Origin of the sequence: Methanothermobacter sp. KEPCO-1 (genome assembly GCF_008033705.1) — an archaeon.
GTDB lineage: Archaea > Methanobacteriota > Methanobacteria > Methanobacteriales > Methanothermobacteraceae > Methanothermobacter > Methanothermobacter marburgensis.
In genome coordinates, this window is record NZ_CP042937.1 from 542,501 (window position 1) to 563,498 (window position 20,998).

Genomic DNA, 20,998 nt, shown 5'->3' on the forward strand with positions numbered 1-20,998 from the left:
ATGATACTTCCCACCATAGGCTGCTCATGGGCCCTATCAGAAACCGGTGGCTGTACAATGTGCAGCTACATCTCTGACTCGTTTCTGGAACCTGTGGATGCAGGCGAGATCATCGAGATCTTCGATGGTATCATATCCCGTTACGAACTAGACATATATGAATCTAAAAATGGCAACATAATAAAGATCTTCGATGGTATCATATCCCGTTACGAACTTGAGGAAAAAACAGCTGTTAAGATATTCACCTCTGGAAGCTTCCTGAATCCTGAAGAGTTCCCCCAGGAGGCAGTGGAGCACATACTAAGCAGACTCGGCGCCATGGAAAATGTTGAGGAAATAATATTTGAATCCAGGCCCGAGTACATAAACCAGGAAGCTATTGCAAGATGCTGTGAACTTGCAGGTGATAAGATAGTTGAGATAAGCATTGGGCTTGAAACCTGCAATGAAAAGACAAGGTTAATGAAGATAAACAAGGGTTTCAGTAACAGTGACTTTGAAATAGCAGTTAACACCATCAGTGACCTTAAAGGGGATTTTAACGTCAGGGCAAAGGCTTACATCCTCGTAAAGCCGATTCTGGTCTCAGAAAAAAGGGCTGTGGAGGAAGCCATTTCCACAGCCATTTATGCTGAAAAGGTCGGTGTTGACCGCCTATCCTTCTGCCCATCAACAGTGCACCGGGGAACCATTATGGAGGATCTCTGGAGAAAGGGCTCCTACAGACCCCCATGGATATGGAGTCTCATTGAAATAATCAACAGAACAAGAGAAAAGGTTTCAGTACCTGCCATAATGGATACATCTGGTTTTGGGACATCCAGAGGTCCCTACAACTGCAAAAAGTGTAACAGAGACCTCAAGAATCTCATAATCAGGGCAAACCTTGAGCAGACCCAGGTACCCGCCTATGAATGCGAATGCAGATCACAGTGGCTGGCTGAGTTGAAGTTTTCAGAGACCACCGCATCCACGGATATAAAATACAGTGAATACAGCTAAAAACTCATGGACTGATGAGCAATGATTGGCATAAGCGCTGATTTTGATCCAGTACACCTCGGCCATGTGAGACTCATAGAGAAAGGTCGCGAAATAGCAGATGAAACAGGAGATGAGGTTGTAATTTACCTCAACAGGGATTTCAGTGCAAACCATGCCCCCTTTTTTGTTCCATACGAAGCTAGGAAGGAAATGGCCCTTGCAGCAGGGGCTGACAGGGTTGTCCCCATTGATGGACTCCACTACCGCCTGACCCTTGCATATACGGTGCCAATAAGGATAGCCATGATGATAGAGGATGGTGTGGTTGACTATGTTGATGCTGCAAATGTCTCGCCTGACCTCATAATCAAAAAGGCAAGGGAATTTGCATCAAGGGGCGTGTTCAGTGGTATACCACGCGACCTCCCCAACAGAAACGTAATACGGTGGTTTGCGGTTAATGAATTCCTTTACAGAAAGTACGGACGGAAAATGAAGTTCCACATAATCCCGGAACTTACCGTTGACGGCTCGAAAATTTCCGGGAGGGAGATACGGCAGGAAATAATTGATAACAATATGGAGATACCCCCCAGTGTCCAGAGGGTTCTGCCAGAATCAACCATCAGAATCCTTGAAAGGGAAATAGAAAAGGGAACCATACCCGGCAGGAGAAACCTTGAGGCTATAATGGAAAGAATGAACAATTTATCCCGCGGGGAACTGATGAAAATAGCCTACCTCAATGCAGACGCCGTCAAATCCATTGTGAGAAACAGGAAATACTACAGGGAGGGTCAAATATGGGCCGCCTTCCGAAAGGCCGGGTATGGCCCCGTGCTGACGAGACTTGCCATGAGTTCAATAGAGATGAATGTAAGGAGAGAGGCGGTAAGGGACCTCATTGAACACTACACCAAGAAGGGGTGGATTCCACCGGATCAGCGGGTGATTAACCTGATTGATAGGGCCTGGTTTGTCTCAGAGAAGGTCACTGAGGGTATGAGTTCAGGAAGGGCCAATGAAATGTTCCTCGAGGGCAGGCATGAAGTGAACGCCCCATCATCCTTTGAGGCAGGGTTGAGTCTAAGGAGGCATGAGGTAAGGAGCATCAGGGACGGAATGGATGCCCACATATACGTTGACCAGAACGATATTTTATCCTGCCAGATAAGGAATGGGGTCAAGATAAGAAGTCCTCTTCATCTTTCAGCCCAGATGGCAACCTATCTTCGACTCATAATAGATTCACATATAATACCTTTCCATGCGACGGTAAGAAAAAGGAAGAAGGGCTTCAGAGTCCTTGTGAAAATCAATTAACCTTCCATTGAATCTGGAAGATCTTTAACTTTATCTCTCTTCTCAACAACAGGGCATTTCCAGTCCCTGCAGAATGTCATCACTATCCTTCCAGAATCGGTGGTTATGTAGATTCTCCAGCATTTATCATCATGGGCCCTGAATTCCACGTCAACAACCCTTTTTCCCACAAGTTCCATGAGGTTTGCGGCACATTCACTTTCAAGGTCTGAGTTCATTTCCCCACCAGTGGATATTATATTTCTACCTGTTTATATCTTCATCGTCACGTGGTGGCTGATATTTCCCTGCCACCAGCCTGAGGAGGTCACTATAATCAGCATCGGAGGGGGCATCAATTTCATTGAGCCTTTCAAATACCCTCATGATGCATGATGGCATCGCGGGTTCAATAACCTCATCAAGCAAGCTCTGAACCTCCCTCATCTCCTCATATCTCCTTCCTGCATGGATTATGGAACTCCTCAACCTCGAAACCGTGGATTCCCTGAAATCCTTGCCCTCAGTGTACTCAAGCACCTCCATGACATCCTCCTCAAGACCCATCATGTGTGCTGAAAGGAGTGTCTCCCAGAGAAGCGCTGAAACACCCTTCGTGTAGCTGCTTCTGAGCATCTTGATTGCCGATGCATCCCCTGGCCTCTGGCCGCGGACCTCAATGTTCAAGCCATGCCTGTTAAGTTTCATGAAATCCTCAGCACCTTCACCCGCAGCTATTATGAGCACACCAGACCCCTTTCTCCTGACGCTCCCCATTATGGCAGCGTCAGCGAATCTGCCATTTTTTATGAATGAACTGGCCTTTCTTACTGTCCTGGGTGCTATGTTGTTTATATCAACGTACACCCCCTTTACATGTTCCCCTGCCTTCTTTGCCGCCTCAATAGCCACTGAAGGGGTAACAGCCGATATGACAATATCCGCTGAATATACCTCTTCCTGTGGCACATCAAGGACTCCTGCCTCTCCTGCAAGTTTCACAGTCCTTGTGCTCCTACCCTCAAGGGAGGTCACAACATCAACACCCTCCTCCCTTAGCCTTGAGGCGAGGGTGTATGCAACTTCCCCGAAACCTATGAATCCGACCCTCATAACCATCACCAAGATTTCTGTATATGTAAGTGTGCAGTTTTATCCAATCAGCTGGTAAAGCATGTAGATACCTGCAGCTATTACCATGAAACCTCCAAATTTTCTCAGATCTCCTGTCCTTTTCGCGAGCCTTTTAAATGGTCGCTCTGCCATTAAAACCAGGGCGATAAGTACCGCTGATAAACCTCCGGTGTAGAGGAGCAGGTTAAGGATAACCCTCCCTGTTTCCAGGGCAGAGTATGATATAACAGTTACCAAGTAGGGGCTGTAGCATGGTGACCAGGCAAGGGCCGTGAGGAACCCCAGAAGAAGGTGATTTTCGGTGGCTGGAACCCTGAATGAAAGGAGGGGTTTCTCAGATAGAAGCCAGACCCCCATGAGTATTATCACAATGGATGCTGGTATGCGCAGATAGAGGAGGTAGTAATTCACGGCTGCTGTGAATACGGCTGTTAACAGTATCACAGAAAGAAATACCGAGGCAAAGCCGGCTGAAAAAAATGCGATCTGTCTTTTATCCCCCATAATTGCCTCAGAGAACAGGATAGGTACAACAGGGATTATGCATGGGGATAGGGCTGAAAATATCCCTGCAGCAAATGACAGGATGTATTCATGCATGGCTTTACCCCAGATATGAGAGGAACTCCTCAGGGGACATGTATCCCTCTCTTCTTCCTATCTCATTTCCCGAGGAATCCAGTATGATGGTGGTTGGAATAACATATATACCATAAGTTGATGCTGCTGATGGGTCGGAGTCAACGTCAATCTTTGCTGCAATGTAGTTCTCTGAAATCTTCCCTAAAACATCCCGGTTCTGCAGGGTTTCTTCTTCAATTTTCCTGCAGGATGGACACCATGATGCTGAGAATATGAGAATAACCCTCTTATTTTGCTTTGATGCCTCATCTATGGCATCCTGGGGACTGTTATACCACCTGAACTCCTTATTCTGTGTCTCATTTTTCGCTGGGGTGTTATGCGACTGGGTTGAGTACATGAGAAGTATAACCATCAAACCCAGCAGAACACCCGAAATACCCCATTTCTTAATCACATCCACCCTACCACCAGCATATATTACCCTATATAACTATGAGCTAATTACATCAACACTTACGGCATCGGATCAGCGCAAACATACATATCAAAGTTTCACAGCCACATTATCCCCTTTTTCAACACCCAGATCCCTTGCAATTGCATGACACTTTGCATTTAGAAGGCAGAAAATGTCTCCTTGAGCATCTATCTCTGTAAGGCCCTCATAGTTACCCATCCCCTTGGCTATAACAACCTCGGCCTCCTCAAAGATCCTCATGAAATTTTCCGATACATCACTTTGAACCATTCCCACAGAGTCGGTGCCTGTTGTTACGATCTCAGCTACCTCATGAAGGCCCGCTTCAATGGCATCCTCCATGCATGCGTCGTTGAGGATGGGCTTACCCTTCACTGCAACCTTCACATCAACCCCGTACTCTCCAATCTTTTCAATGAGGGGCCTGTCAAAGAGTATCTCACCGGTATTATCCAGGAGATACAGGACCTCTGAGGCATCCTCAAGTTTTTTCTCAAGTAATGGCACATGGTTTATCCTGAGGGGGGCCTTCAGTGACTCCTCAATACCCTGATCATGGTTGAAGTCAAGTCCCAGGGCCCCGAAGTCTATTATGTTGCCTGTTATTGCAACCTTAACATGACTTTCCAGGTCGCCGTGTTTCTCTAGATACTCCTCAGCAAGCGGCAGGACCCTGGATGCTATCTCGTTGCACCGCCTCTTTTCCATGAGGTAGGGGTCCTCCGAGCCTGTCATCTCCTTTATGAGCCTGTGCATTGCTGTTCCGAGTTCATTTGATACCTGACCCTTCCTGAATCTTTCATTCAGGAGTTCAACTACCTTCACCATCACCTGGAGTTTGAGGTCCTCGTCGTCTGTTGCAAGGTCAAGGGCCTCCCTTGCCTGCCTCAGGAAACATGGAGCGCATTCATAGTATACCTTCATCTAATAACCCACCTAACCCCCATAGATTACCCGTATTATCTCAATAATATCCCCATCAGATATTTCCTCTTCCTCTATAACTATCTCGCTGTTCCTTTTAACAACGGCTGTCTCCAGTGGGATCTGAAGTTCCTGAAGGATCTCCTTAATCTTCTTTTTTTCTTCAGATTCCATTACTCTTTTTCCATCATCTGTGATCACTGTGAACTTCATCTTCATTCGCCCCTAATTCGTTTATGAATGTGCATGCCTTACATAACCTGCCCGATGATGGCTCACCGCAGCGTACACACGTCCCCGATTTCCTGCTGCCATCAATATCCCTTATAAGGGCCTCCTTTATTTTATCAAAGCCCCTGAGGGTGGAGTACATTATGGTGGGGCGTTTCACAGATATCTGCTTGAGGAAGTCCCCTATTTCCCTCCTGAATGAGCCTGATGCATAGGGGCAGCCTGCAAGGTGGACATCAAGGCCCCTTGCAAGGACGTACAGTCCAACTTCCCTTTCAGGTATCTCCCTGAGGGGTTTGATCTTTGGTATGAACTTCCCGCCTGCCGTGGATGTCATGGGGCCTATCCTTGTGAGGTTTTCAAGGTTCCCCTCCAGGTAATTCATGACTATGGCCTGGCACTCATCGTCCAGGTTGTGGCCTGTTGCTATCTTTGTTGCCCCACTCTTTCTGGCCTCCCTGTTAAGTATCCAGCGTCTGAAAACTCCGCAGTATGTGCATGCTCCCCTTGAGGGGTTTTTCATGATTTCATCCAGTGTTATGCCTGCATAATCCTTCAGCGTGACAACCCTGTGGGGTATACCCCTCTCGGCACAGAATCTTCTGGCAATCTCTACACCATCCTCCCTGTAACCTGATATGCCCTCATCGATGGTTACAGCCTCAAGTTCTATTATGTTTCTGTTCCTGAGTTCATCGAGGATGTCGGTGACCATGACACTGTCCTTTCCGCCTGAAAGCCCCACAAGGACCCTGTCACCCCTTTCTATAAGCCCATATTTTCTTATATCCCTCATCACCTTCTTTCTGGTGGTCTCTATGAAGCATTCGCTGCAGAGCATCTGTCCAGAGTATTTCCTGTTTATTATGACCCTTTCTGATCCACATCTGGTGCACTGCATCTAAACTCTCCCTTAGTGTAAAAACAAGCCATGAATCAATTTAATTAACGCTGACCATTTTCAAATAGCGCTGACCTCTCAAAGAGTTCAAAATCCTGAACATACCCCTTGCCTGTCCTCAGGGCTATTTCTGCCTTCTGTAATTCTGCTCCAAGGTAGGCTGCATGTTCAAGTCTGCTTACAAGTTTTCTATTTATAATCTCCTCATATAACCTTTTGGCGCTATCTGATGTGAAGGCAATTACCGGCTCTGTCTTATCATAGAGTACTGCCTTTATCCTGCCATCCTCAACCATGATCTTGAAGCTGCCGCACCTGTCTCTTACGAACTTCATACCCCCCTCTGCCTCAATGGTGGGTACACTGATTTCCTCAACTATCCTGCTGGGCTTTCTTTTATCCTTGAACAGTACAAGGTTTATTCCAAGGTCCTTGGGTACAGAACCCCTGTTTCTGGCCAGGAACATCATCTTTGATGCCGCCGAGAGTTCATGAACACTTCCTAGTGCTTTTCCGCTCTCCTCTGGTGTGAAGAGTATGCTCACACCAAGTTCCATTCCAAAACCAGCGAGAAGCGCATTCACCCCTGTGGAGTCAGCGTCAAGGAGTTCGGTTACGTTCCCAACACCAAAGAATACAGGGTCGGGGTTTCTCTCTGTGTACATTCTGCATGCCATCACAGATTCCACTATGCTCCTGCTGTTTACCGGATCAAGTACAGGGTCGGCTATTACATCTATACCCCTGCATTTTCCTTTGAGTTTCTCCAGGGCCTCAACCCTCTCCTCAACCGTTTCAGGGACCCATCCCTCGTTGTAGTCTGTTGGTAGGATCACTGCAGGTACACTGTTTTTTCTGAGTGACCGTATAACGTCCCTGTAGTTTCCAAGGTCCAGGCTCAGGATCATTTCCACGCCGCAATCAACTGCAGCCTCAATTTCAGGGGGGTTGAGGCTATCCACACTGAGGGGTATGTTCGGGGCAGCTGAGCGTGCCGTTTCGATTATTTCAGGAAGCAAATCTGAGTTGTCCTCGCCGGCCAGCATTCCAAGGTCAATCATGTCCGCGCCACTTCTTATGAAGTATTCAATTCTTTCCCTGAGTTTCCCTTCCTTCAGGAGGAGGGGTGCATTGGCAACCTCTGCAAGGACCCTCATGGGGAAGTCCCTTCCCACTGGGAGGTTACCTATGAGTATGTTTTCATCCCTCTCAAGCAGCCCCTTTCTCTTTTCAGCATCGTTCTCAAATTCCTCTATGAACTGGAGGGCCCTCCGCCTCTGCTCCTCCTCAATGAGTCTGTCGGCTGGTTTCCTGGTGGAGAGTTCAAGTTCATCAAGCATATCAAGAACTATGGGGAGGTCTGCGGCATCTGTTGGTCCCTTATAGGCAGGTATGCCTGTTTGTTCCCATACTACCTTTACGTCCTTTGGTATGAGGCCAGGTACGATTATCACGTCGGGTGCTCCATCCGAAAAGTTAATCTTATGGAGTTCAGATATTATTCTGCGTGGTGTTAAAAAGGCCGCTATGGGAGTGTTAACCACGTGAACATGAATCTCATGGCTTGAAGCTGACACTGCCTCCCTCACAATCCCTGATGCAAGTTTTCCTGTGATTATAAGGACTTTCATTTCATTACCCCTATTAATTTTAATTGACCAACATGTATATATATTAAAAATTTATAATGATTAACAATGAGAAATGGAGGTAGACTATGATCGAAATTCGCTTTCATGGACGCGGTGGCCAGGGCGCTGTTACAGCGGCAGAGATTCTAGCTAAAGCTGCCTTTGAAGACGGTAAATTCTCACAGGCATTTCCATTCTTCGGTGTTGAGCGTAGAGGCGCTCCAGTTATGGCTTTCACAAGAATTGATGATAAGCCCATCAGGAGACGGTATCAGGTTTACAATCCCGATTATGTTGTTGTTCTCGATGAGGGACTTGTTGATGTGGTTGACGTATTTTCAGGCTTGAAGGAGGATGGTGTGGTTGTACTCAATACTGCAGGCACCTTCACCTCAGAGAACGCCAAGGTCCACACCATTGACGCCACAGGCATTGCCCTCGAGAACCTTGGAAGACCAATCGTTAACACCGTAATGCTCGGGGCATTTGCAGGTGTAACCGGTCTTGTAAGCATAGATTCACTCATAAAGATTATCAAAGAAACATTCCCCGGGAAGATTGGGGATAAAAACGCAGAGGCTGCAAGGATAGCCTATGAAAAAATGAAACATTCAGGGTGAATATAATGGAATCACTTGGAGCAACCGTCAGAGAACCAGGAAGCACCCGTAAAAACAAGACGGGGAGCTGGAGAACATTCAAACCATTCCTTGATAAGGATAAATGTATAGACTGTGATAACTGCATCCTTTTCTGTCCCGAAGGCTGCATAGATAAGGAGCATGAGATTGACTACGATTACTGTAAGGGATGCGGGATATGCGCAGAGGAATGCCCTGTTAAGGCAATTAAGATGGAGAGAGAAAAATAGGAGAGACTCTAAATGGTTCTTAAGGTTATATCCGCAAATCAGGCCGTTGCAGAAGCAGCAAAACTTGCAAAGCCAAAGGTCATCCCTGTTTACCCGATAACACCCCAGACCTCAATATCAGAGTACCTTGCAAAATTCGTGGCTGATGGTGAACTCGATGCCGAGTACATAAGGGTCGAGTCAGAGCACAGCGCCATGAGCGCATGTGTGGGTGCATCAGGTGCGGGTGTGAGGGTTTTCACAGCAACATCATCCCAGGGCCTTGCGCTCATGCATGAGATAGTATATGCTGCAGCCGGACTCAGGAACCCCATTGTCATGGCAAATGCCAACCGTGCCCTATCAGCCCCACTCAGTATATGGAATGACCAACAGGATTCGATAGCTGAAAGGGACTCTGGATGGATGCAGATATACGCAGAAAGTGGGCAGGAAGCCCTTGACTCAGTTCTGCTGTCCTACAGGGTTTCAGAGGACAGGGACGTTCTCCTTCCAAGCATGGTCTGTCTGGATGGTTTCATACTGACACACACCGTGGAACCCGTGGACATCCCATCACAGGATGAGGTTGACACATTCCTGCCAGAATTCCAGCCACAGGCAGTACTTGACCCTGACGAACCAATGTCACTCGGTACATTCACCGATCCAAACTATTACATGGAGGCACGCTATGAGGTAGAAAGGGCAATGGAGAGGTCAAGAAAGGTTATTGCAAAGGCCTGTCAGGAATTCAGTGAAATGTTCAGGCGAGAATACGGATTCGTTGAGGATTACCGCTGCGAAGATGCTGAAATAATCCTGGTGGCCATGGGCTCAGTCTGCAGCACCCTGAGAGAGGTTATTGATGATATGAGGGATGAAGGCAAACCCGTGGGGCTCCTGAAGGTGAGGATACACAGGCCATTCCCTGCTGAGGAGATTAAAAAGGCAGTCAGTAATGCCCATAAGATTGCTGTTCTGGATAAAAATATAACTTTCAGTGTTGGTGGTGCTCTCCACACCGAATTAAAGGCCCTGCTACCCGACAAGGAGGTTTACGGGTTCATTGTGGGCCTCGGTGGAAGGGACATAACACCTGAACACATCATGGAAATCGTCAGAAAGACAGAAAACCCTGAAAGGACTGTCAGCTGGATCGGACTTAAGGAGGAATCACAATGAAAATACCTGAAGAAGAATTCCTGGCCCCTGGACACCGTGGATGTGCAGGATGCGGTGCTACAGTGGGTGTCAGACTTGCTCTCAAGGTTCTCGGAAAAAACACCGTTGCGGTCTCATCAACAGGATGCCTTGAGGTTATCACAACCCCCTACCCTGAAACAGCCTGGGAGATACCATGGATCCATGTTGCATTTGAAAACGCTGCCGCGGTTGCATCAGGCGTTGAGAGGGCCCTCAGGGCCAGGGGCAGGGGTGAAGTTAACGTTGTGGCATTCGCCGGTGATGGTGGGACAGCAGATATCGGACTTCAGTCTCTATCAGGTGCAATGGAGAGGGGTCACAACATAATATACATCTGCTATGACAACGAGGCCTACATGAACACAGGTATACAGAGGAGTGCGTCAACACCCTACGGTGCATCCACCACCACATCACCACATGGAAAGGAGAGTTTCGGTGAGGACAGACCCAAGAAAAACATGCCCCTCATAATGGCGGCTCATGGTGTCCCCTACGTTGCAACAGCATCAATATCATACCCCGAGGACTTCATGGAGAAGGTGAGAAAGGCAAGGGACATTGAGGGTCCAGCCTACATACACCTGCATCAGCCATGCACAACAGGGTGGGGCTTTGATCCCTCAAAGACGGTGGAACTCGGAAGACTCGCTGTTGAAACCGGTTCCTGGATACTCTACGAGATAGAGGACGGTGACTTCCGCGTAACCTACAGGCCAGTTCAGAGAAAACCCGTTGAAGAGTACCTGAACGCCCAGAAAAGGTTCAGGCACCTCACAGAGGAACAGAAGGCAAAGATCCAGGAATACGTTGACAGCGTGTGCCAGGAGCTCAGGATATAACGGGGGATTGAATTGCAGAAGATCATCATTCAACCGGAACTCTGTGACGGCTGCGGGGACTGTGAGGAGGCCTGTAAGAAACTCTACGGCGCCTCAAGGATAATGATAAGGGAACTTGAGGGCCTCTATTACCCCATCATATGCCAGCAGTGCGAGGACGCCCCCTGCAGGACAGTGTGCCCAACAGATGCCATCCAGGACGAGGTTGACCCTGAGAGGTGCATTGGCTGCGGACTTTGCATGCTGGTATGCCCCTTTGGAGCTGTTGTCATGGAGGATCGGAAGGCCCAGAAATGCAGCCAGTGCCCTGACCTTGACACGCCGGCATGTGTTAAGGCCTGCTCAAGACGGGCTCTGAGCGTCGTGGACACCGAGAAACTGAAACTTGAAAGGCAGAAGGAGTTCGTATCCAGAATGTCAGGTATAGGGAAGGGCCAGAAAGGGACTGATATCCTCAGCATACTGACAGCGAAGAGGAAGGCCCGGCAGAAGCTTGAATAGGTGGAATTCCATGAGAGAACTGGTTTCAAATCCGGAACTGTGCGATGAGTGCATGAAGTGTGAGAGGATATGCCCCAGGAACGCCATACGGGTCATTGATGGTGTCCCCATATTCTGCATGCACTGCGCACCTGAAAGGGCCCCCTGCCTCAACATATGCCCGGAGGATGCCATAGTTGAGGTGGATGGTGCAGTTGTTATCCTTGAGGATAAATGCATTGGATGCGGTCTCTGCCGGGACGCGTGCCCCATTGGTGCCATAACCATCAATGAGAGGGGTGTTGCAGTGAAATGTGACCTCTGTGTTGATCGTGAGAAACCCCTCTGCGTCATGGTATGCCCCAAGAAGGCCCTCAGTGAGAGTTCAGAGGATATTATGGCTGCCAAGAGGGATAAGATAACAGGGGAATTCAAACGTCTCAAAAATCTCATGAGATACTGACCAAACTATTTTTTGGGTGATTCCATGATCAGGCAGGAGATGGTTGAGGAGACAGTGTGCCGTCTGTTCAGGGAGGCCGTTATCAGAATCCCTGATGATGTCACCCTTGCACTGAAAAAGGCCTACCTCAACGAGGAGGACGAGATAGCCCTCCTGAACCTCAAGGCCATCCTTGATAACATTGAACTTGCAAGGAAGATGGAGGTACCTGTATGTCAGGATACAGGGCTCCCCATAGTGTTTGTGAGGATGGGGAACGTTGAGGTTGAAAACCTCTACGGGGGTATAGTTGCAGGGGTTGAGAGGGCCACACAGGAGGTCCCCCTCAGACCAAACGTTGTTGACCCACTCACAAGGGAGAATACCGGGACAAACACAGGGCATCTGATTCCACAGGTGGATGTTGAAATTGCAGAGGACCTTGATGGACTTGAAATAACGGTATTCCCCAAGGGTTTCGGATCAGAGAACAACAATGCGCTCCTAATGGGGCTTCCAGGTGATGGTGCTGAAGGTGTCAGGGACTTTGTTGTTGAGACCGTCCTCAGAGCCGGTGGAAAACCCTGCCCACCCGTGATTGTGGGTGTGGGAATCGGCGGCTCATCAGACCTTGCAATGAAACTTGCAAAGAAGGCCCTCCTTGGAAGGGTGGGGGAGAGAAACCCTGTAAAAGAACTCGCATCCCTGGAAGAAAACATACTTGGCTCAATAAATGAGGCAGGGAGTGGCCCCATGGGTATGGGTGGTAAAACAACGGCACTGGATGTTAAGATAAGGACAGCCCATACACACACCGCCGGCCTGCCAGTGGGTGTCTGCATACAGTGCTGGGCCGCAAGGAGAGCCACAGCCACCATCAGGGACGAGTGATTATAGGTGGAGGGCTTTTTCCTGGCAGATCGAGATGCGCCTCATGCAGAGTATGCAGTCTGTTCCATTGGTTCTCCTTTTACTATTTGATCTCATATCAACATCCATTGGGCATTCTGAAAGGCATTTCATGCAATTTCTGCATTTATTTTCATCAAACTTAACCCTAAGAACTGAAAGGTAGGATGATGCCTTAAGAAAAATGCTTACCGGGCATATGTACTTACAGAAGGCCCTGTTGTCACCAAGGGCAACTGCAAGGGCAATTCCAGTAACGTAATAGGCTACATTTCCTGCAATGAATGCCCGGAACATCACGGTATCAGGATTATTCGCTTTATTTAAAATCAAAAAAACGATTAAAGGGGCTATCAAAAACAGCATATATTTCACGTAGCCCAGAAAACGTCTTCGTGTGCCACCAGACCTCCGGTATGGTAGTAGATCAAGTATCATTGATGTCCAGCATGCATATCCACACCATCCCCTTCCAAAGAGGATTGGTCCAGAAATCTTTGCAATCGCATAGTGTATTACAGCGCCCTGGAACACTCCAAGGAAGATGTAGTACCAGAAGCCCTCGATCTGCATGTTTTCGGCTCTCAAAATTCCAAGGTAGAGCAGCATGTAGCTTCCAACACCCAGCTGGACCAGTAACCTGCCGTGCTGAAACTCTGCACCCATAAGATAAATTCCGGCAGACACCAGAGAGCCTATGTAGAGAAAATTGAAAAGATAGAATGGGTTGGCTGTCCATGAAAATAGAAAAAGTGCCAGTGCTAAAAATAAAAAGAAGATTATGGATGGGAGTAGCCATCTGGATGTGATCATGGCTTTTCACAGGTTATCATGAAAATTGTTCTATCCGCGATGCTAACAGCCCTGTCACCAACCCTCTCAAGGAATCTTGCTACGAACAGAAGGTTAACAAGGTAGGATATCGACTCCTTATCCTCAAACATGCTTGCTGTTACATGCTCCAGTGTCTGGTCAAAGAGGTCATCCACCTTATCATCGTCGTGTCTGAGCTCGCGTGCCATGTCCATGTTCTGGTCCAGGAATGCGTAGATACCCTTGGAGAGCATCATCTGGACAAAGTCAGACATGTGTTTGAGGTCCTCCATTGGCTTTCTGGGTATCTCCTCATCCTTCAGTTTCTCAGCGGCCTCTGCTATATTTGCTGCAAGGTAACCTATCCTCTTAAGGTGGCTCCCAACCTTGATGCATGCCTCTATGAATCTCAGATCACGTGCAACTGGCTGTTCAGCCGCTATTAAACTTATTGATTTTCTTTCAAGGTTAAAAACCATTTCATCAATTATCTTACTGTTCCTGATGACCTTCTCCTTCTTCTCATCATCGTATTCCATCAGGAGGTCAATTGCAGTCTTGTGTGTCTTGAGGGTTTTCTGGGAAACTTCCTCCATGTCCTTTCTGAGGTCCTTAAGCTTTTTGCGGAAGAGTATCCGCGGATATTTCTTCTCCATCTAAAAGTCCTCCTCGGATTTATAGTCACTGATAAGTCTTTCAATTGACTCATCACTTGGAACCCTTATCCTGTACCTTTCAAGGAGCTCATCCCTTGAGGGGACATCCATGAACATCTCATTGATTATTATATCTGCCTCAAGGGGTATTGAAAGTTTTGATTCATCGTTGAGTTCAATGAGTGTGCTGAAGAGGTCCTCGTCAGCCTCATAGACCTCAATGATTGAATCATCATTTATTTCTATCTTCTCCATTGCCTTGTGGCTGTGCGACTCCTCAAGTGTGCTGAGGTTGAGGTGCCAGGCCCCAACTATCATCTCCTTCATTATGAAGACTATGGCCTCACTTTCACCGCTTAAAATCCTGATATAGGAAAACTCAGGGAGTGATGAACTCCTGAGGGCCCTGTAATCCATTTTTTTAGGGTTATCAAATGGCAGCCACATTAAATCCCCCCAACTATTTCATGAGCACGCTGTAGAATACCTTGTGATGTATAACCCTCTTACCCACTATGAGGTATGCTATCCTGTCGTCCATCCCCATAACATGGTGCCCCATACTGAGAAGGTTCCTTGCAACCAGAACCAGGTTACCTGACTCCATGAACTCCCCCTGGGAATCATGGAGCTGGTTATAGAATTCCTGCAGCTGAAGATAATTCTTGGTGGACCTCTTGAGTAGCTGTATGTCCCTGTTCATGAGGGCTCCGAGGGCGTCATTTATCATGTCCTGGATGGTCTGTGACATGAACTCAATGTGGGGTGGTATGACGGTGTCGGTGCTGTCAATGGCGTACCTTGCAATGTAGGCTGAGAGTATGTTTATCCTTTCAAGTTCAATTGATGTTCTGAGTATTGCAGATGCGAGTCTGAGGTCCTTTGCTACAGGCTGGTGGAGTCCGATGATTTTTAGACAGTCATCCTCTATCCTGTAGCTCTCCTCATTAACACCTGATGTTTCCTCTATTATCCTTTCAGCGGTTTCAACATCCTTTTTAATATAGCTGGATACAGCGTTCCTTACTCTCTCAGATGTTACATTACCATATTCAACAGCCTCATTCAGCACCTTTGAAAGTTTGTTTTCAAGGATAACACCAATCAATTACTTCACCACTCAAGCTTTTCATCCAAACCTTCCTGTAATGTAGTCCTCGGTCCTCTTATCCCGGGGTTCTATGAATATCTCCTCGGTAAGGCCGCTTTCAACTATTTCACCGTGCAGGAAGAACGCCGTGTACTTTGAGACCCTTGTTGCCTGCTGCATGTTATGGGTGACTATGATTATGGTGTAATCCCTCTTCAGCTTGTGAATGAGGTCCTCTATCTTGGTGGTGGATATGGGGTCGAGGGCTGAGCATGGTTCGTCCATCAGTATGACCTCTGGCTCTATTGCTATGGTCCTTGCGATGCAGAGTCTCTGCTGCTGACCGCCTGAAAGGCCAAGGGCGGACTTATCAAGTTTATCCTTGACCTCGTCCCAGAGTGCCGCTGCTTTTAGGCTTTCCTCCACCCTTTCCTCTATGAAGTCCCTGTCATCGTAGCCGTGAACTCTGAGTCCGTAGGCCACGTTCTCAAATATTGACTTTGGGAAGGGGTTGGGCTTCTGAAAGACCATGCCAACCTTCTTCCTGAGCTCCACAACGTCCATCTGGGGGTCATAGATGTCCACGCCATCAAGGTATACATGTCCCTCGTGTCTGAACCCCGGGATGACGTCGTTCATCCTGTTGAGTGTCCTGATGAATGTGGACTTCCCACAACCTGAGGGCCCTATCAGGGCCGTGACGGTGTTTTTTGGAATCTTCAGGTTCACATCCTTGAGGATGTGTGCCTCGTCAAAGTAAACGTTGAGGTCTTCAACTTCAATTCTGTACATAAGATCACCTATCTTCCCATCATCTTCCTTCTGTATCTATCAACAAGAGTGTTCGTGAGAACCGTGATGAGGAGCACGATTATTACGAGGACCGCTGCGGTTCCATATGCATTTTTGAGTGAAAGCCCCTCTGTGGCTATTATATAGAGGTGGAGTGGTAGGGGTCTTCCAGGGTCAAATATGGAGATGGGCATTGCAAGCGCCGATCCAACAACAAACATTACCGCTGCCGCCTCTGATATCGCCCTTGCCATTCCAAGTATAACTCCTGTGGTTATACCTGGCAGTGCTGCAGGTACAACGACACGGTAGATGGTCTCCCATTTTGTGGCACCCAGTGCCAGGCTCCCCTCCCTGTATGACTGTGGGACGGTCTCAATGGACACCTGGGAAACCTGGAAGATTGTTGGAAGGGCCATGAGTGCCAGTACAAGGCCCCCTGAAAGGATTGACCATCCGAGACCCAGGAATACAACGAAGAATGCCAGGCCAAAGAGACCGAATACTATTGATGGTATGGAGGCCAGTGTCTCTGCACCGAACTTTATGAGCTTCACTATCCTTTCCTCTGTGGCGTATTCAGCCATGTAAACAGCCGCACCGACACCAAGTGGAGTTGCGATTATTCCTGCGATGAGGGTAACGTATATGCTTGATACGATCATCGGAGCTATCCCGCCTGCCCTTCCCGAGTCAATGGGTTCAGACAGCAGGAATTCTGGGGTCAGTGCTGGAAGGCCCTTGAGTATTATGTAGCCTATTATAACAATCAGGATGAGTATTGTTACGAGGCCTGATGCCCACAGCACTCCTGTCATTATCTTCTGACTGGTTTTTGGTGAGATTATCCTGAAAGACATTCTGAGCCTCCTAGAGGTATCCTCCGCCTATCACGATCTTCTTCTTGTAGTGGAAGTAGTTTGCAATAACCAGCAGGACCATTATCAGCGCAAAGAGTATGATGGCTGTTCCGAATAGGGCGCTGTAGTGGAGTCCCGTTGCATATCCCATTTCCAGTGCTATGTTGGATGTGAGGGCCCTTACAGGGTCCAGAATTGATGATGGTATCTGTGTAACGTTTCCTGCAACCATTATAACGGCCAGGGTCTCACCTATGGCACGGCCCATACCCAGTATGATGGATGTTATTACACCTGGAATCGCTGCAGGAAAAATGACCTTGCGTATGGTCTGCCAGTGGGTTGCTCCCAGTGCAAGGGATGCCTCCTTGTACTCGAGGGGCACCGACCTTATGGCGTCCTCTGATACACTTATGATTGTGGGCATGATCATGACCGTGAGTATGAGTGCTGCTGTGAGCATTCCAAAACCCGTGCCCCCTATGTTGGCCCTCACATAGGGTACCAGAACTATGAGACCAAAGAATCCGTATACCACAGAGGGTATTGCTGCAAGGGTCTCTATCACGGGTTTAAGGATTTTACGCATTATCTCAGGGGCCACCTCTGCCATGAATATAGCGCATAGGATTGATAGTGGAACCGCTATTGCAAGTGAGAGGAGAGTGATGCAAAGGGATCCAACTATCATCGTGAAGACGCCGTACTTACCATCAGACGGTGCCCAGTCCATTCCGAATATGAAATTTATCACACCATAGTCCTGGAATATCGGGATTCCCTCACGGAATATGAAGGTTATTATGAGCAGTATCGCGATTATTGAGAAGATCGCCGTTACAAAAAGACCCTTCTCAATGAGATTTTCCCTTGTCTTGCTGATCATTTTTTACCTCCTAGGTATCATCTGAGACATTTGCTATTGCAGGGACAACCTTCTGGCTCCTGACAATCGCCTGTCCCTCCGGTGAAAAGACCCAGTCAATGAAGTCCTTCACAACCCCCACAGGTTCCCCCCTGGTTATGAATTCAAATGGAACAACAAGGGGATAGGAACCATCGGCCACTGTGGTCTCAGAGGGGGTTATTCCGTTCACCTCAAGTGCCTTTACATCTGAACTCATATGGGCCATTGAGACAAAACCCACAGCATAGGGGTCACTCTTTATCGCCTGTTTAACGGATTCCGTGGACCCCTGGACAATTGCATCTGACCTTATCTTTTCATCCTTCATTACAAGTGATTTGAATGAGCTTCTGGTTCCTGAGCCCTCCTCACGTACTATAACATGTATCTCGGCATCTGGGCCTCCAACCTCTTTCCAGTTACGGATCTTCCCGCTGAAGATATCTCTCAGCTGTTCTGTTGTGAGGTCATCGACAGGGTTCTGGTGGTTGACAGCTATAACTATGCCATCCTTCCCTATAACATATTCCTTAAGCCCATCCTTCTCATCGGATTTGAGGGCCTTTGAACTTGTTCCTATATCAACAACCCCCTGCTGTACTGTCCTTATACCCATCCCAGAACCCCCGCCCTGGACGTTTATCCTGACATTTGGGTGGTCCTTCATGTATTCCTCGGCGAGTTTTTCAGCAACTGGCTGTACAGAGGTTGAGCCTGCAATTTCAATTCTCTCATAATCTGAACCAGGTTTGATCATGAAGTATGCGAGTGCGATGATAATGATTAGTATGAGAATGTTTCGTGGTTTTACATCCATCTCCATCACCTTCAGTTATCGATTTCACCTATTGGTTAATAAAGTTCACTGAAGGTGACGGAAAGAAAAAATTGTGGTTTTAATTAAAAACCACTAGGCCTTTGCTGGGACCACCTTTTCTGATTTGACTATTGCCTGTCCTTCTGGGCTGAGGACCCAGTCAATGAAGTCCTTGACTGCTCCCTGTGCGCTGCCCTTGACCAGGAAGAGGAATGGCCTCTGTATCTTGTATGATCCATCTGCAACTGTCTGTTCAGATGGGGCCACACCATCAATCTTGAGGGCCTTCACTGTTTCGTCGAGGTTTGCAAGTGATATGAAACCTATGGCGTTTGCATCCTGCTTAACAGCCTGCTTAACAGCCTCTGTTGAACTTTCAACTATGGCGTCCTTCTTTATCTTGGTCTCCTTACCCATCACAATTTCTTCGAAGGCCTTTCGGGTTCCAGAACCGTCTTCACGTGTTATCACTGTTATCTTTGCATCTGGTCCTCCGACCTCTTTCCAGTTGGTTATCTTTCCACTGAAGATGTCCTTAACCTGGTCCTTTGAGAGGTCTGAGACCGTGTTCTTGCTGTTTACAATTACTGCAATACCATCCTTACCTATGAGGTACTCTGTCAGACCTTTCTTCTCATCGGGTTTAAGTTCCTTTGAACTTGTTCCGATGTCTGCGGTACCATCCTGGGCGCTCTTGATTCCCACACTGGATCCTCCGCCCTGGACGTTTATCTTAACGTTGGGGTGCTTTTTCATGTATTCAGCTGCAAGTTTCTCGGCAACTGGCTGAACAGAAGTTGAACCAACAATGTCGATCTTTTCCTGCTGTCCGCCTCCTCCAAGTGCCAGGACTGCGCCAGCAATAATTACGATTGCTACGACTATTCCTATGATCAGTTTGGTGTCCATTTTATCACCTCAAACTTTACCTTGTTGTGGGAGTATTTAAAATTTGCTATTTTAGTGTACTTTATTACCTATTTAGTGAACTAAATTTCATTGGTGAAAAAATTTAGTTCACATAAAGAGAATATAGGTGCACCAAATGCATTAAAATTTAAATACTGAAAGTCAGATAGGGAAAGACATGATATCCGAAGGAATAATTAATGATATACTGAAGGTAAAAAATCCCAAGTGGAGGACTTCCATTACGAGGGTTGAGCCTAATCGGATTGTTACCAGGGGTTATTCTCAGGAGGATTTGATTGGTGGTGTTTCTTTTTCTGAGATGGTTTACCTGTTGATTCGGGGTGAGCTTCCTCCTGGTAATGTTGCGAGGATGCTTGAGGCTGTCCTGGTGTCTTTCTGTGATCATGGTGTGACTCCGCCCAGTACGCAGGCTGCCCGTATGATTGCCTCTGCTGGTTCTCCGGTGCATGCGTGTATTGCTGGTGGTCTTCTGGCCTTTGGTAAGAATCATGCCGGGGCTATTGAGAGGTCCATGAAGCTTTTCCAGGAGACGGTTTCAGGGTGTGAGTCTGAGGATGAGATTCCTGAGGCTGCTGTGAGGCTGGTGGATGATCATCTGCGGAGGAACCGGAAGGTGCCTGGTTTCGGGCACAGGTATCATAATGCGGATCCCCGGGCTGTGCGGCTCCTGGACCTTGCAGAGGAGTACGACTGTGTCGGCCCCCACACGAGACTTGCGGTTGAGGTTCAGAACATACTCCTTGAGCGTAAGGGTGTCAGGATGAACGTTGACGGTGCCAACGCCGGGATACTCTCAGATATGGGTTTTGACTGGCGCACAGGTGCCGGGGTGTTTATGATAGGACGGCTCCCAGGACTCATATCCCACGTATACGAGGAAAAGGTGCGTGAACCGGCCTTCAGAAAATTCTTCGACATCGAAGAAATACACTACGACGGCGAGGAGAAAAGAATATTAGAGACAGATTACAGATCCCTTGAAGGGGCAGAACTATGCAGGACGATGAATACGAAAGAGCCCGGAAGAGAGTAGATGAACTTAAGGGATTTTACATACACCTATCTGTTTTTGTAATGGTTAACTTCACCCTTTTCCTCATAAACCTTCTTTCAAGCCCGGGCATATGGTGGTTCTACTGGATAACAGTCTTCTGGGGAATAGGAGTCATATAGCACGCATTCGGTGTCTTTATTGGCGACAGGCTTCTTGGTAAGGAATGGGAAGAGA

Annotated in this window: 28 protein-coding genes (1 of these 28 only partly in view); 11 read left to right on the forward strand and 17 right to left on the reverse strand. The window is 47.7% G+C overall.

The genetic code is table 11. The annotated features are described in order from the left end of the window. Both FVF72_RS02915 and FVF72_RS02920 read left to right on the forward strand, forming a co-directional pair. A protein-coding gene (locus tag FVF72_RS02915; protein WP_147671150.1) for an archaeosine biosynthesis radical SAM protein RaSEA crosses the window boundary here: on the forward strand, positions 1-1,005 show its 3' portion. The gene continues 132 nt to the left of window position 1, outside the view; only the last 1,005 of its 1,137 coding nucleotides appear in the window; its start codon lies beyond the left edge, outside the window; the stop codon is at positions 1,003-1,005. 21 nt (positions 1,006-1,026) lie between these two features. Beyond that, the gene (locus tag FVF72_RS02920; RefSeq protein ID WP_147671151.1) at positions 1,027-2,310 is read left to right on the forward strand and encodes an adenylyltransferase/cytidyltransferase family protein; all 1,284 of its coding nucleotides are present in this window, start codon (positions 1,027-1,029) and stop codon (positions 2,308-2,310) included. Here the strand turns inward: FVF72_RS02920 and FVF72_RS02925 are convergent. The 8 genes from FVF72_RS02925 to FVF72_RS02960 form a co-directional block, all read right to left on the reverse strand. Beyond that, a complete protein-coding gene (locus tag FVF72_RS02925; RefSeq protein ID WP_147671152.1) occupies positions 2,307-2,528 on the reverse strand; it encodes a hypothetical protein in 222 nt (73 codons plus the stop codon). The genes FVF72_RS02920 and FVF72_RS02925 overlap by 4 nt on opposite strands. Positions 2,529-2,553: 25 nt before the next feature. After that, complete coding sequence (locus FVF72_RS02930; RefSeq protein WP_147671153.1) at positions 2,554-3,402, reverse strand: NAD(P)-dependent oxidoreductase; 849 nt, start codon at positions 3,400-3,402, stop codon at positions 2,554-2,556. A 39-nt stretch (positions 3,403-3,441) separates the two neighbouring features. Beyond that, positions 3,442-4,023, reverse strand: coding sequence for a cytochrome c biogenesis CcdA family protein (locus tag FVF72_RS02935; protein WP_147671154.1), 582 nt, complete (start codon positions 4,021-4,023; stop codon positions 3,442-3,444). Positions 4,024-4,027: 4 nt separating this feature from the next. Continuing rightward, complete coding sequence (locus FVF72_RS02940) at positions 4,028-4,420, reverse strand: thioredoxin fold domain-containing protein (RefSeq protein WP_255503779.1); 393 nt, start codon at positions 4,418-4,420, stop codon at positions 4,028-4,030. Positions 4,421-4,552: 132 nt separating this feature from the next. Beyond that, on the reverse strand, positions 4,553-5,410 hold the full coding sequence (locus tag FVF72_RS02945; protein ID WP_147671156.1) for a DUF89 domain-containing protein: 858 nt from the start codon (positions 5,408-5,410) through the stop codon (positions 4,553-4,555). Between the two features lie 12 nt (positions 5,411-5,422). Beyond that, on the reverse strand, positions 5,423-5,623 hold the full coding sequence (locus tag FVF72_RS02950) for a MoaD/ThiS family protein (RefSeq protein ID WP_147671157.1): 201 nt from the start codon (positions 5,621-5,623) through the stop codon (positions 5,423-5,425). Then, the gene (locus tag FVF72_RS02955; protein ID WP_147671158.1) at positions 5,598-6,542 is read right to left on the reverse strand and encodes a TIGR00269 family protein; all 945 of its coding nucleotides are present in this window, start codon (positions 6,540-6,542) and stop codon (positions 5,598-5,600) included. The genes FVF72_RS02950 and FVF72_RS02955 overlap by 26 nt, the downstream gene beginning before the upstream one ends. A gap of 44 nt (positions 6,543-6,586) precedes the next feature. Continuing rightward, complete coding sequence (locus FVF72_RS02960; protein WP_147671159.1) at positions 6,587-8,173, reverse strand: dihydropteroate synthase-like protein; 1,587 nt, start codon at positions 8,171-8,173, stop codon at positions 6,587-6,589. Between the two features lie 86 nt (positions 8,174-8,259). On the opposite strand from FVF72_RS02960, the gene porC reads away from it, so the two are divergent. The 7 genes from porC to FVF72_RS02995 are packed head-to-tail and all read left to right on the forward strand — an operon-like array spanning position 8,260 to position 12,884. Then, positions 8,260-8,793, forward strand: coding sequence for a pyruvate synthase subunit PorC (porC, locus tag FVF72_RS02965; protein ID WP_147671160.1), 534 nt, complete (start codon positions 8,260-8,262; stop codon positions 8,791-8,793). Between the two features lie 5 nt (positions 8,794-8,798). Continuing rightward, positions 8,799-9,044: a pyruvate synthase subunit PorD gene (porD, locus tag FVF72_RS02970; RefSeq protein WP_147671161.1), complete on the forward strand. Its 246-nt coding sequence runs from the start codon at positions 8,799-8,801 to the stop codon at positions 9,042-9,044. Between the two features lie 12 nt (positions 9,045-9,056). Next, complete coding sequence (porA, locus tag FVF72_RS02975) at positions 9,057-10,208, forward strand: pyruvate synthase subunit PorA (protein ID WP_147671162.1); 1,152 nt, start codon at positions 9,057-9,059, stop codon at positions 10,206-10,208. Continuing rightward, on the forward strand, positions 10,205-11,071 hold the full coding sequence (gene porB / locus FVF72_RS02980; protein WP_013295146.1) for a pyruvate synthase subunit PorB: 867 nt from the start codon (positions 10,205-10,207) through the stop codon (positions 11,069-11,071). The genes porA and porB overlap by 4 nt, the downstream gene beginning before the upstream one ends. 12 nt (positions 11,072-11,083) lie before the next feature. Continuing rightward, complete coding sequence (locus tag FVF72_RS02985; protein ID WP_013295145.1) at positions 11,084-11,572, forward strand: 4Fe-4S dicluster domain-containing protein; 489 nt, start codon at positions 11,084-11,086, stop codon at positions 11,570-11,572. 10 nt (positions 11,573-11,582) lie between these two features. Beyond that, positions 11,583-12,014, forward strand: coding sequence for a 4Fe-4S dicluster domain-containing protein (locus FVF72_RS02990; RefSeq protein ID WP_013295144.1), 432 nt, complete (start codon positions 11,583-11,585; stop codon positions 12,012-12,014). Positions 12,015-12,038: 24 nt separating this feature from the next. After that, on the forward strand, positions 12,039-12,884 hold the full coding sequence (locus FVF72_RS02995) for a fumarate hydratase (RefSeq protein WP_147671163.1): 846 nt from the start codon (positions 12,039-12,041) through the stop codon (positions 12,882-12,884). Here FVF72_RS02995 and FVF72_RS03000 read toward each other — a convergent pair whose 3' ends face one another. The 9 genes from FVF72_RS03000 to FVF72_RS03040 form a co-directional block, all read right to left on the reverse strand. Then, positions 12,885-13,589 (reverse strand): 4Fe-4S binding protein, encoded by a 705-nt coding sequence (locus FVF72_RS03000; RefSeq protein ID WP_255503780.1) that lies wholly within the window; start codon positions 13,587-13,589, stop codon positions 12,885-12,887. It lies immediately after the preceding gene. 122 nt (positions 13,590-13,711) lie between these two features. Next, on the reverse strand, positions 13,712-14,371 hold the full coding sequence (phoU, locus tag FVF72_RS03005; RefSeq protein ID WP_147671165.1) for a phosphate signaling complex protein PhoU: 660 nt from the start codon (positions 14,369-14,371) through the stop codon (positions 13,712-13,714). Next, on the reverse strand, positions 14,372-14,818 hold the full coding sequence (locus FVF72_RS03010) for a DUF2226 domain-containing protein (RefSeq protein ID WP_147671166.1): 447 nt from the start codon (positions 14,816-14,818) through the stop codon (positions 14,372-14,374). 13 nt (positions 14,819-14,831) lie between these two features. Beyond that, on the reverse strand, positions 14,832-15,479 hold the full coding sequence (locus FVF72_RS03015) for a phosphate uptake regulator PhoU (RefSeq protein ID WP_147671167.1): 648 nt from the start codon (positions 15,477-15,479) through the stop codon (positions 14,832-14,834). A gap of 21 nt (positions 15,480-15,500) precedes the next feature. Next, the gene (gene pstB, locus FVF72_RS03020; RefSeq protein ID WP_013295139.1) at positions 15,501-16,253 is read right to left on the reverse strand and encodes a phosphate ABC transporter ATP-binding protein PstB; all 753 of its coding nucleotides are present in this window, start codon (positions 16,251-16,253) and stop codon (positions 15,501-15,503) included. A gap of 8 nt (positions 16,254-16,261) precedes the next feature. Further along, on the reverse strand, positions 16,262-17,113 hold the full coding sequence (pstA, locus tag FVF72_RS03025; protein ID WP_013295138.1) for a phosphate ABC transporter permease PstA: 852 nt from the start codon (positions 17,111-17,113) through the stop codon (positions 16,262-16,264). A 10-nt stretch (positions 17,114-17,123) separates the two neighbouring features. Continuing rightward, the gene (gene pstC / locus FVF72_RS03030) at positions 17,124-17,999 is read right to left on the reverse strand and encodes a phosphate ABC transporter permease subunit PstC (RefSeq protein ID WP_147671168.1); all 876 of its coding nucleotides are present in this window, start codon (positions 17,997-17,999) and stop codon (positions 17,124-17,126) included. Between the two features lie 10 nt (positions 18,000-18,009). Further along, positions 18,010-18,837 (reverse strand): phosphate ABC transporter substrate-binding protein, encoded by an 828-nt coding sequence (locus FVF72_RS03035; RefSeq protein ID WP_013295136.1) that lies wholly within the window; start codon positions 18,835-18,837, stop codon positions 18,010-18,012. A gap of 93 nt (positions 18,838-18,930) precedes the next feature. Beyond that, entirely contained in the window at positions 18,931-19,746 is an 816-nt protein-coding gene (locus tag FVF72_RS03040; protein ID WP_147671169.1) for a phosphate ABC transporter substrate-binding protein, read from the reverse strand. 178 nt (positions 19,747-19,924) lie between these two features. Here FVF72_RS03040 and FVF72_RS03045 point away from each other — a divergent pair, with 178 nt between their 5' ends. Then, positions 19,925-20,803, forward strand: coding sequence for a citryl-CoA lyase (locus FVF72_RS03045; protein ID WP_147671170.1), 879 nt, complete (start codon positions 19,925-19,927; stop codon positions 20,801-20,803). Continuing rightward, a complete protein-coding gene (locus FVF72_RS03050) occupies positions 20,764-20,943 on the forward strand; it encodes a 2TM domain-containing protein (protein WP_222705859.1) in 180 nt (59 codons plus the stop codon). The genes FVF72_RS03045 and FVF72_RS03050 overlap by 40 nt, the downstream gene beginning before the upstream one ends. Positions 20,944-20,998: the final 55 nt, after the last annotated feature.

Excerpts from the sequence above, each read along its gene's own strand:
- FVF72_RS02950 (WP_147671157.1), bottom strand. The coding sequence starts at position 5,623 with ATGAAGTTCACAGTGATCACAGATGATGGAAAAAGAGTAATGGAATCT.
- FVF72_RS02920 (WP_147671151.1), top strand. The coding sequence starts at position 1,027 with ATGATTGGCATAAGCGCTGATTTTGATCCAGTACACCTCGGCCATGTG.
- FVF72_RS02940 (WP_255503779.1), bottom strand. The coding sequence starts at position 4,420 with ATGGTTATACTTCTCATGTACTCAACCCAGTCGCATAACACCCCAGCG.
- FVF72_RS03010 (WP_147671166.1), bottom strand. The coding sequence starts at position 14,818 with ATGTGGCTGCCATTTGATAACCCTAAAAAAATGGATTACAGGGCCCTC.
- pstC (WP_147671168.1), bottom strand. The coding sequence starts at position 17,999 with ATGATCAGCAAGACAAGGGAAAATCTCATTGAGAAGGGTCTTTTTGTA.
- porD (WP_147671161.1), top strand. The coding sequence starts at position 8,799 with ATGGAATCACTTGGAGCAACCGTCAGAGAACCAGGAAGCACCCGTAAA.
- FVF72_RS03035 (WP_013295136.1), bottom strand. The coding sequence starts at position 18,837 with ATGGATGTAAAACCACGAAACATTCTCATACTAATCATTATCATCGCA.
- FVF72_RS03050 (WP_222705859.1), top strand. The coding sequence starts at position 20,764 with ATGCAGGACGATGAATACGAAAGAGCCCGGAAGAGAGTAGATGAACTT.
- FVF72_RS02930 (WP_147671153.1), bottom strand. The coding sequence starts at position 3,402 with ATGAGGGTCGGATTCATAGGTTTCGGGGAAGTTGCATACACCCTCGCC.
- FVF72_RS03045 (WP_147671170.1), top strand. The coding sequence starts at position 19,925 with ATGATATCCGAAGGAATAATTAATGATATACTGAAGGTAAAAAATCCC.
- FVF72_RS02945 (WP_147671156.1), bottom strand. The coding sequence starts at position 5,410 with ATGAAGGTATACTATGAATGCGCTCCATGTTTCCTGAGGCAGGCAAGG.
- porB (WP_013295146.1), top strand. The coding sequence starts at position 10,205 with ATGAAAATACCTGAAGAAGAATTCCTGGCCCCTGGACACCGTGGATGT.
- FVF72_RS02995 (WP_147671163.1), top strand. The coding sequence starts at position 12,039 with ATGATCAGGCAGGAGATGGTTGAGGAGACAGTGTGCCGTCTGTTCAGG.
- FVF72_RS02955 (WP_147671158.1), bottom strand. The coding sequence starts at position 6,542 with ATGCAGTGCACCAGATGTGGATCAGAAAGGGTCATAATAAACAGGAAA.
- FVF72_RS02990 (WP_013295144.1), top strand. The coding sequence starts at position 11,583 with ATGAGAGAACTGGTTTCAAATCCGGAACTGTGCGATGAGTGCATGAAG.
- FVF72_RS02960 (WP_147671159.1), bottom strand. The coding sequence starts at position 8,173 with ATGAAAGTCCTTATAATCACAGGAAAACTTGCATCAGGGATTGTGAGG.
- porA (WP_147671162.1), top strand. The coding sequence starts at position 9,057 with ATGGTTCTTAAGGTTATATCCGCAAATCAGGCCGTTGCAGAAGCAGCA.
- pstA (WP_013295138.1), bottom strand. The coding sequence starts at position 17,113 with ATGTCTTTCAGGATAATCTCACCAAAAACCAGTCAGAAGATAATGACA.
- FVF72_RS03040 (WP_147671169.1), bottom strand. The coding sequence starts at position 19,746 with ATGGACACCAAACTGATCATAGGAATAGTCGTAGCAATCGTAATTATT.
- pstB (WP_013295139.1), bottom strand. The coding sequence starts at position 16,253 with ATGTACAGAATTGAAGTTGAAGACCTCAACGTTTACTTTGACGAGGCA.
- porC (WP_147671160.1), top strand. The coding sequence starts at position 8,260 with ATGATCGAAATTCGCTTTCATGGACGCGGTGGCCAGGGCGCTGTTACA.
- FVF72_RS02925 (WP_147671152.1), bottom strand. The coding sequence starts at position 2,528 with ATGAACTCAGACCTTGAAAGTGAATGTGCCGCAAACCTCATGGAACTT.
- FVF72_RS02935 (WP_147671154.1), bottom strand. The coding sequence starts at position 4,023 with ATGCATGAATACATCCTGTCATTTGCTGCAGGGATATTTTCAGCCCTA.
- phoU (WP_147671165.1), bottom strand. The coding sequence starts at position 14,371 with ATGGAGAAGAAATATCCGCGGATACTCTTCCGCAAAAAGCTTAAGGAC.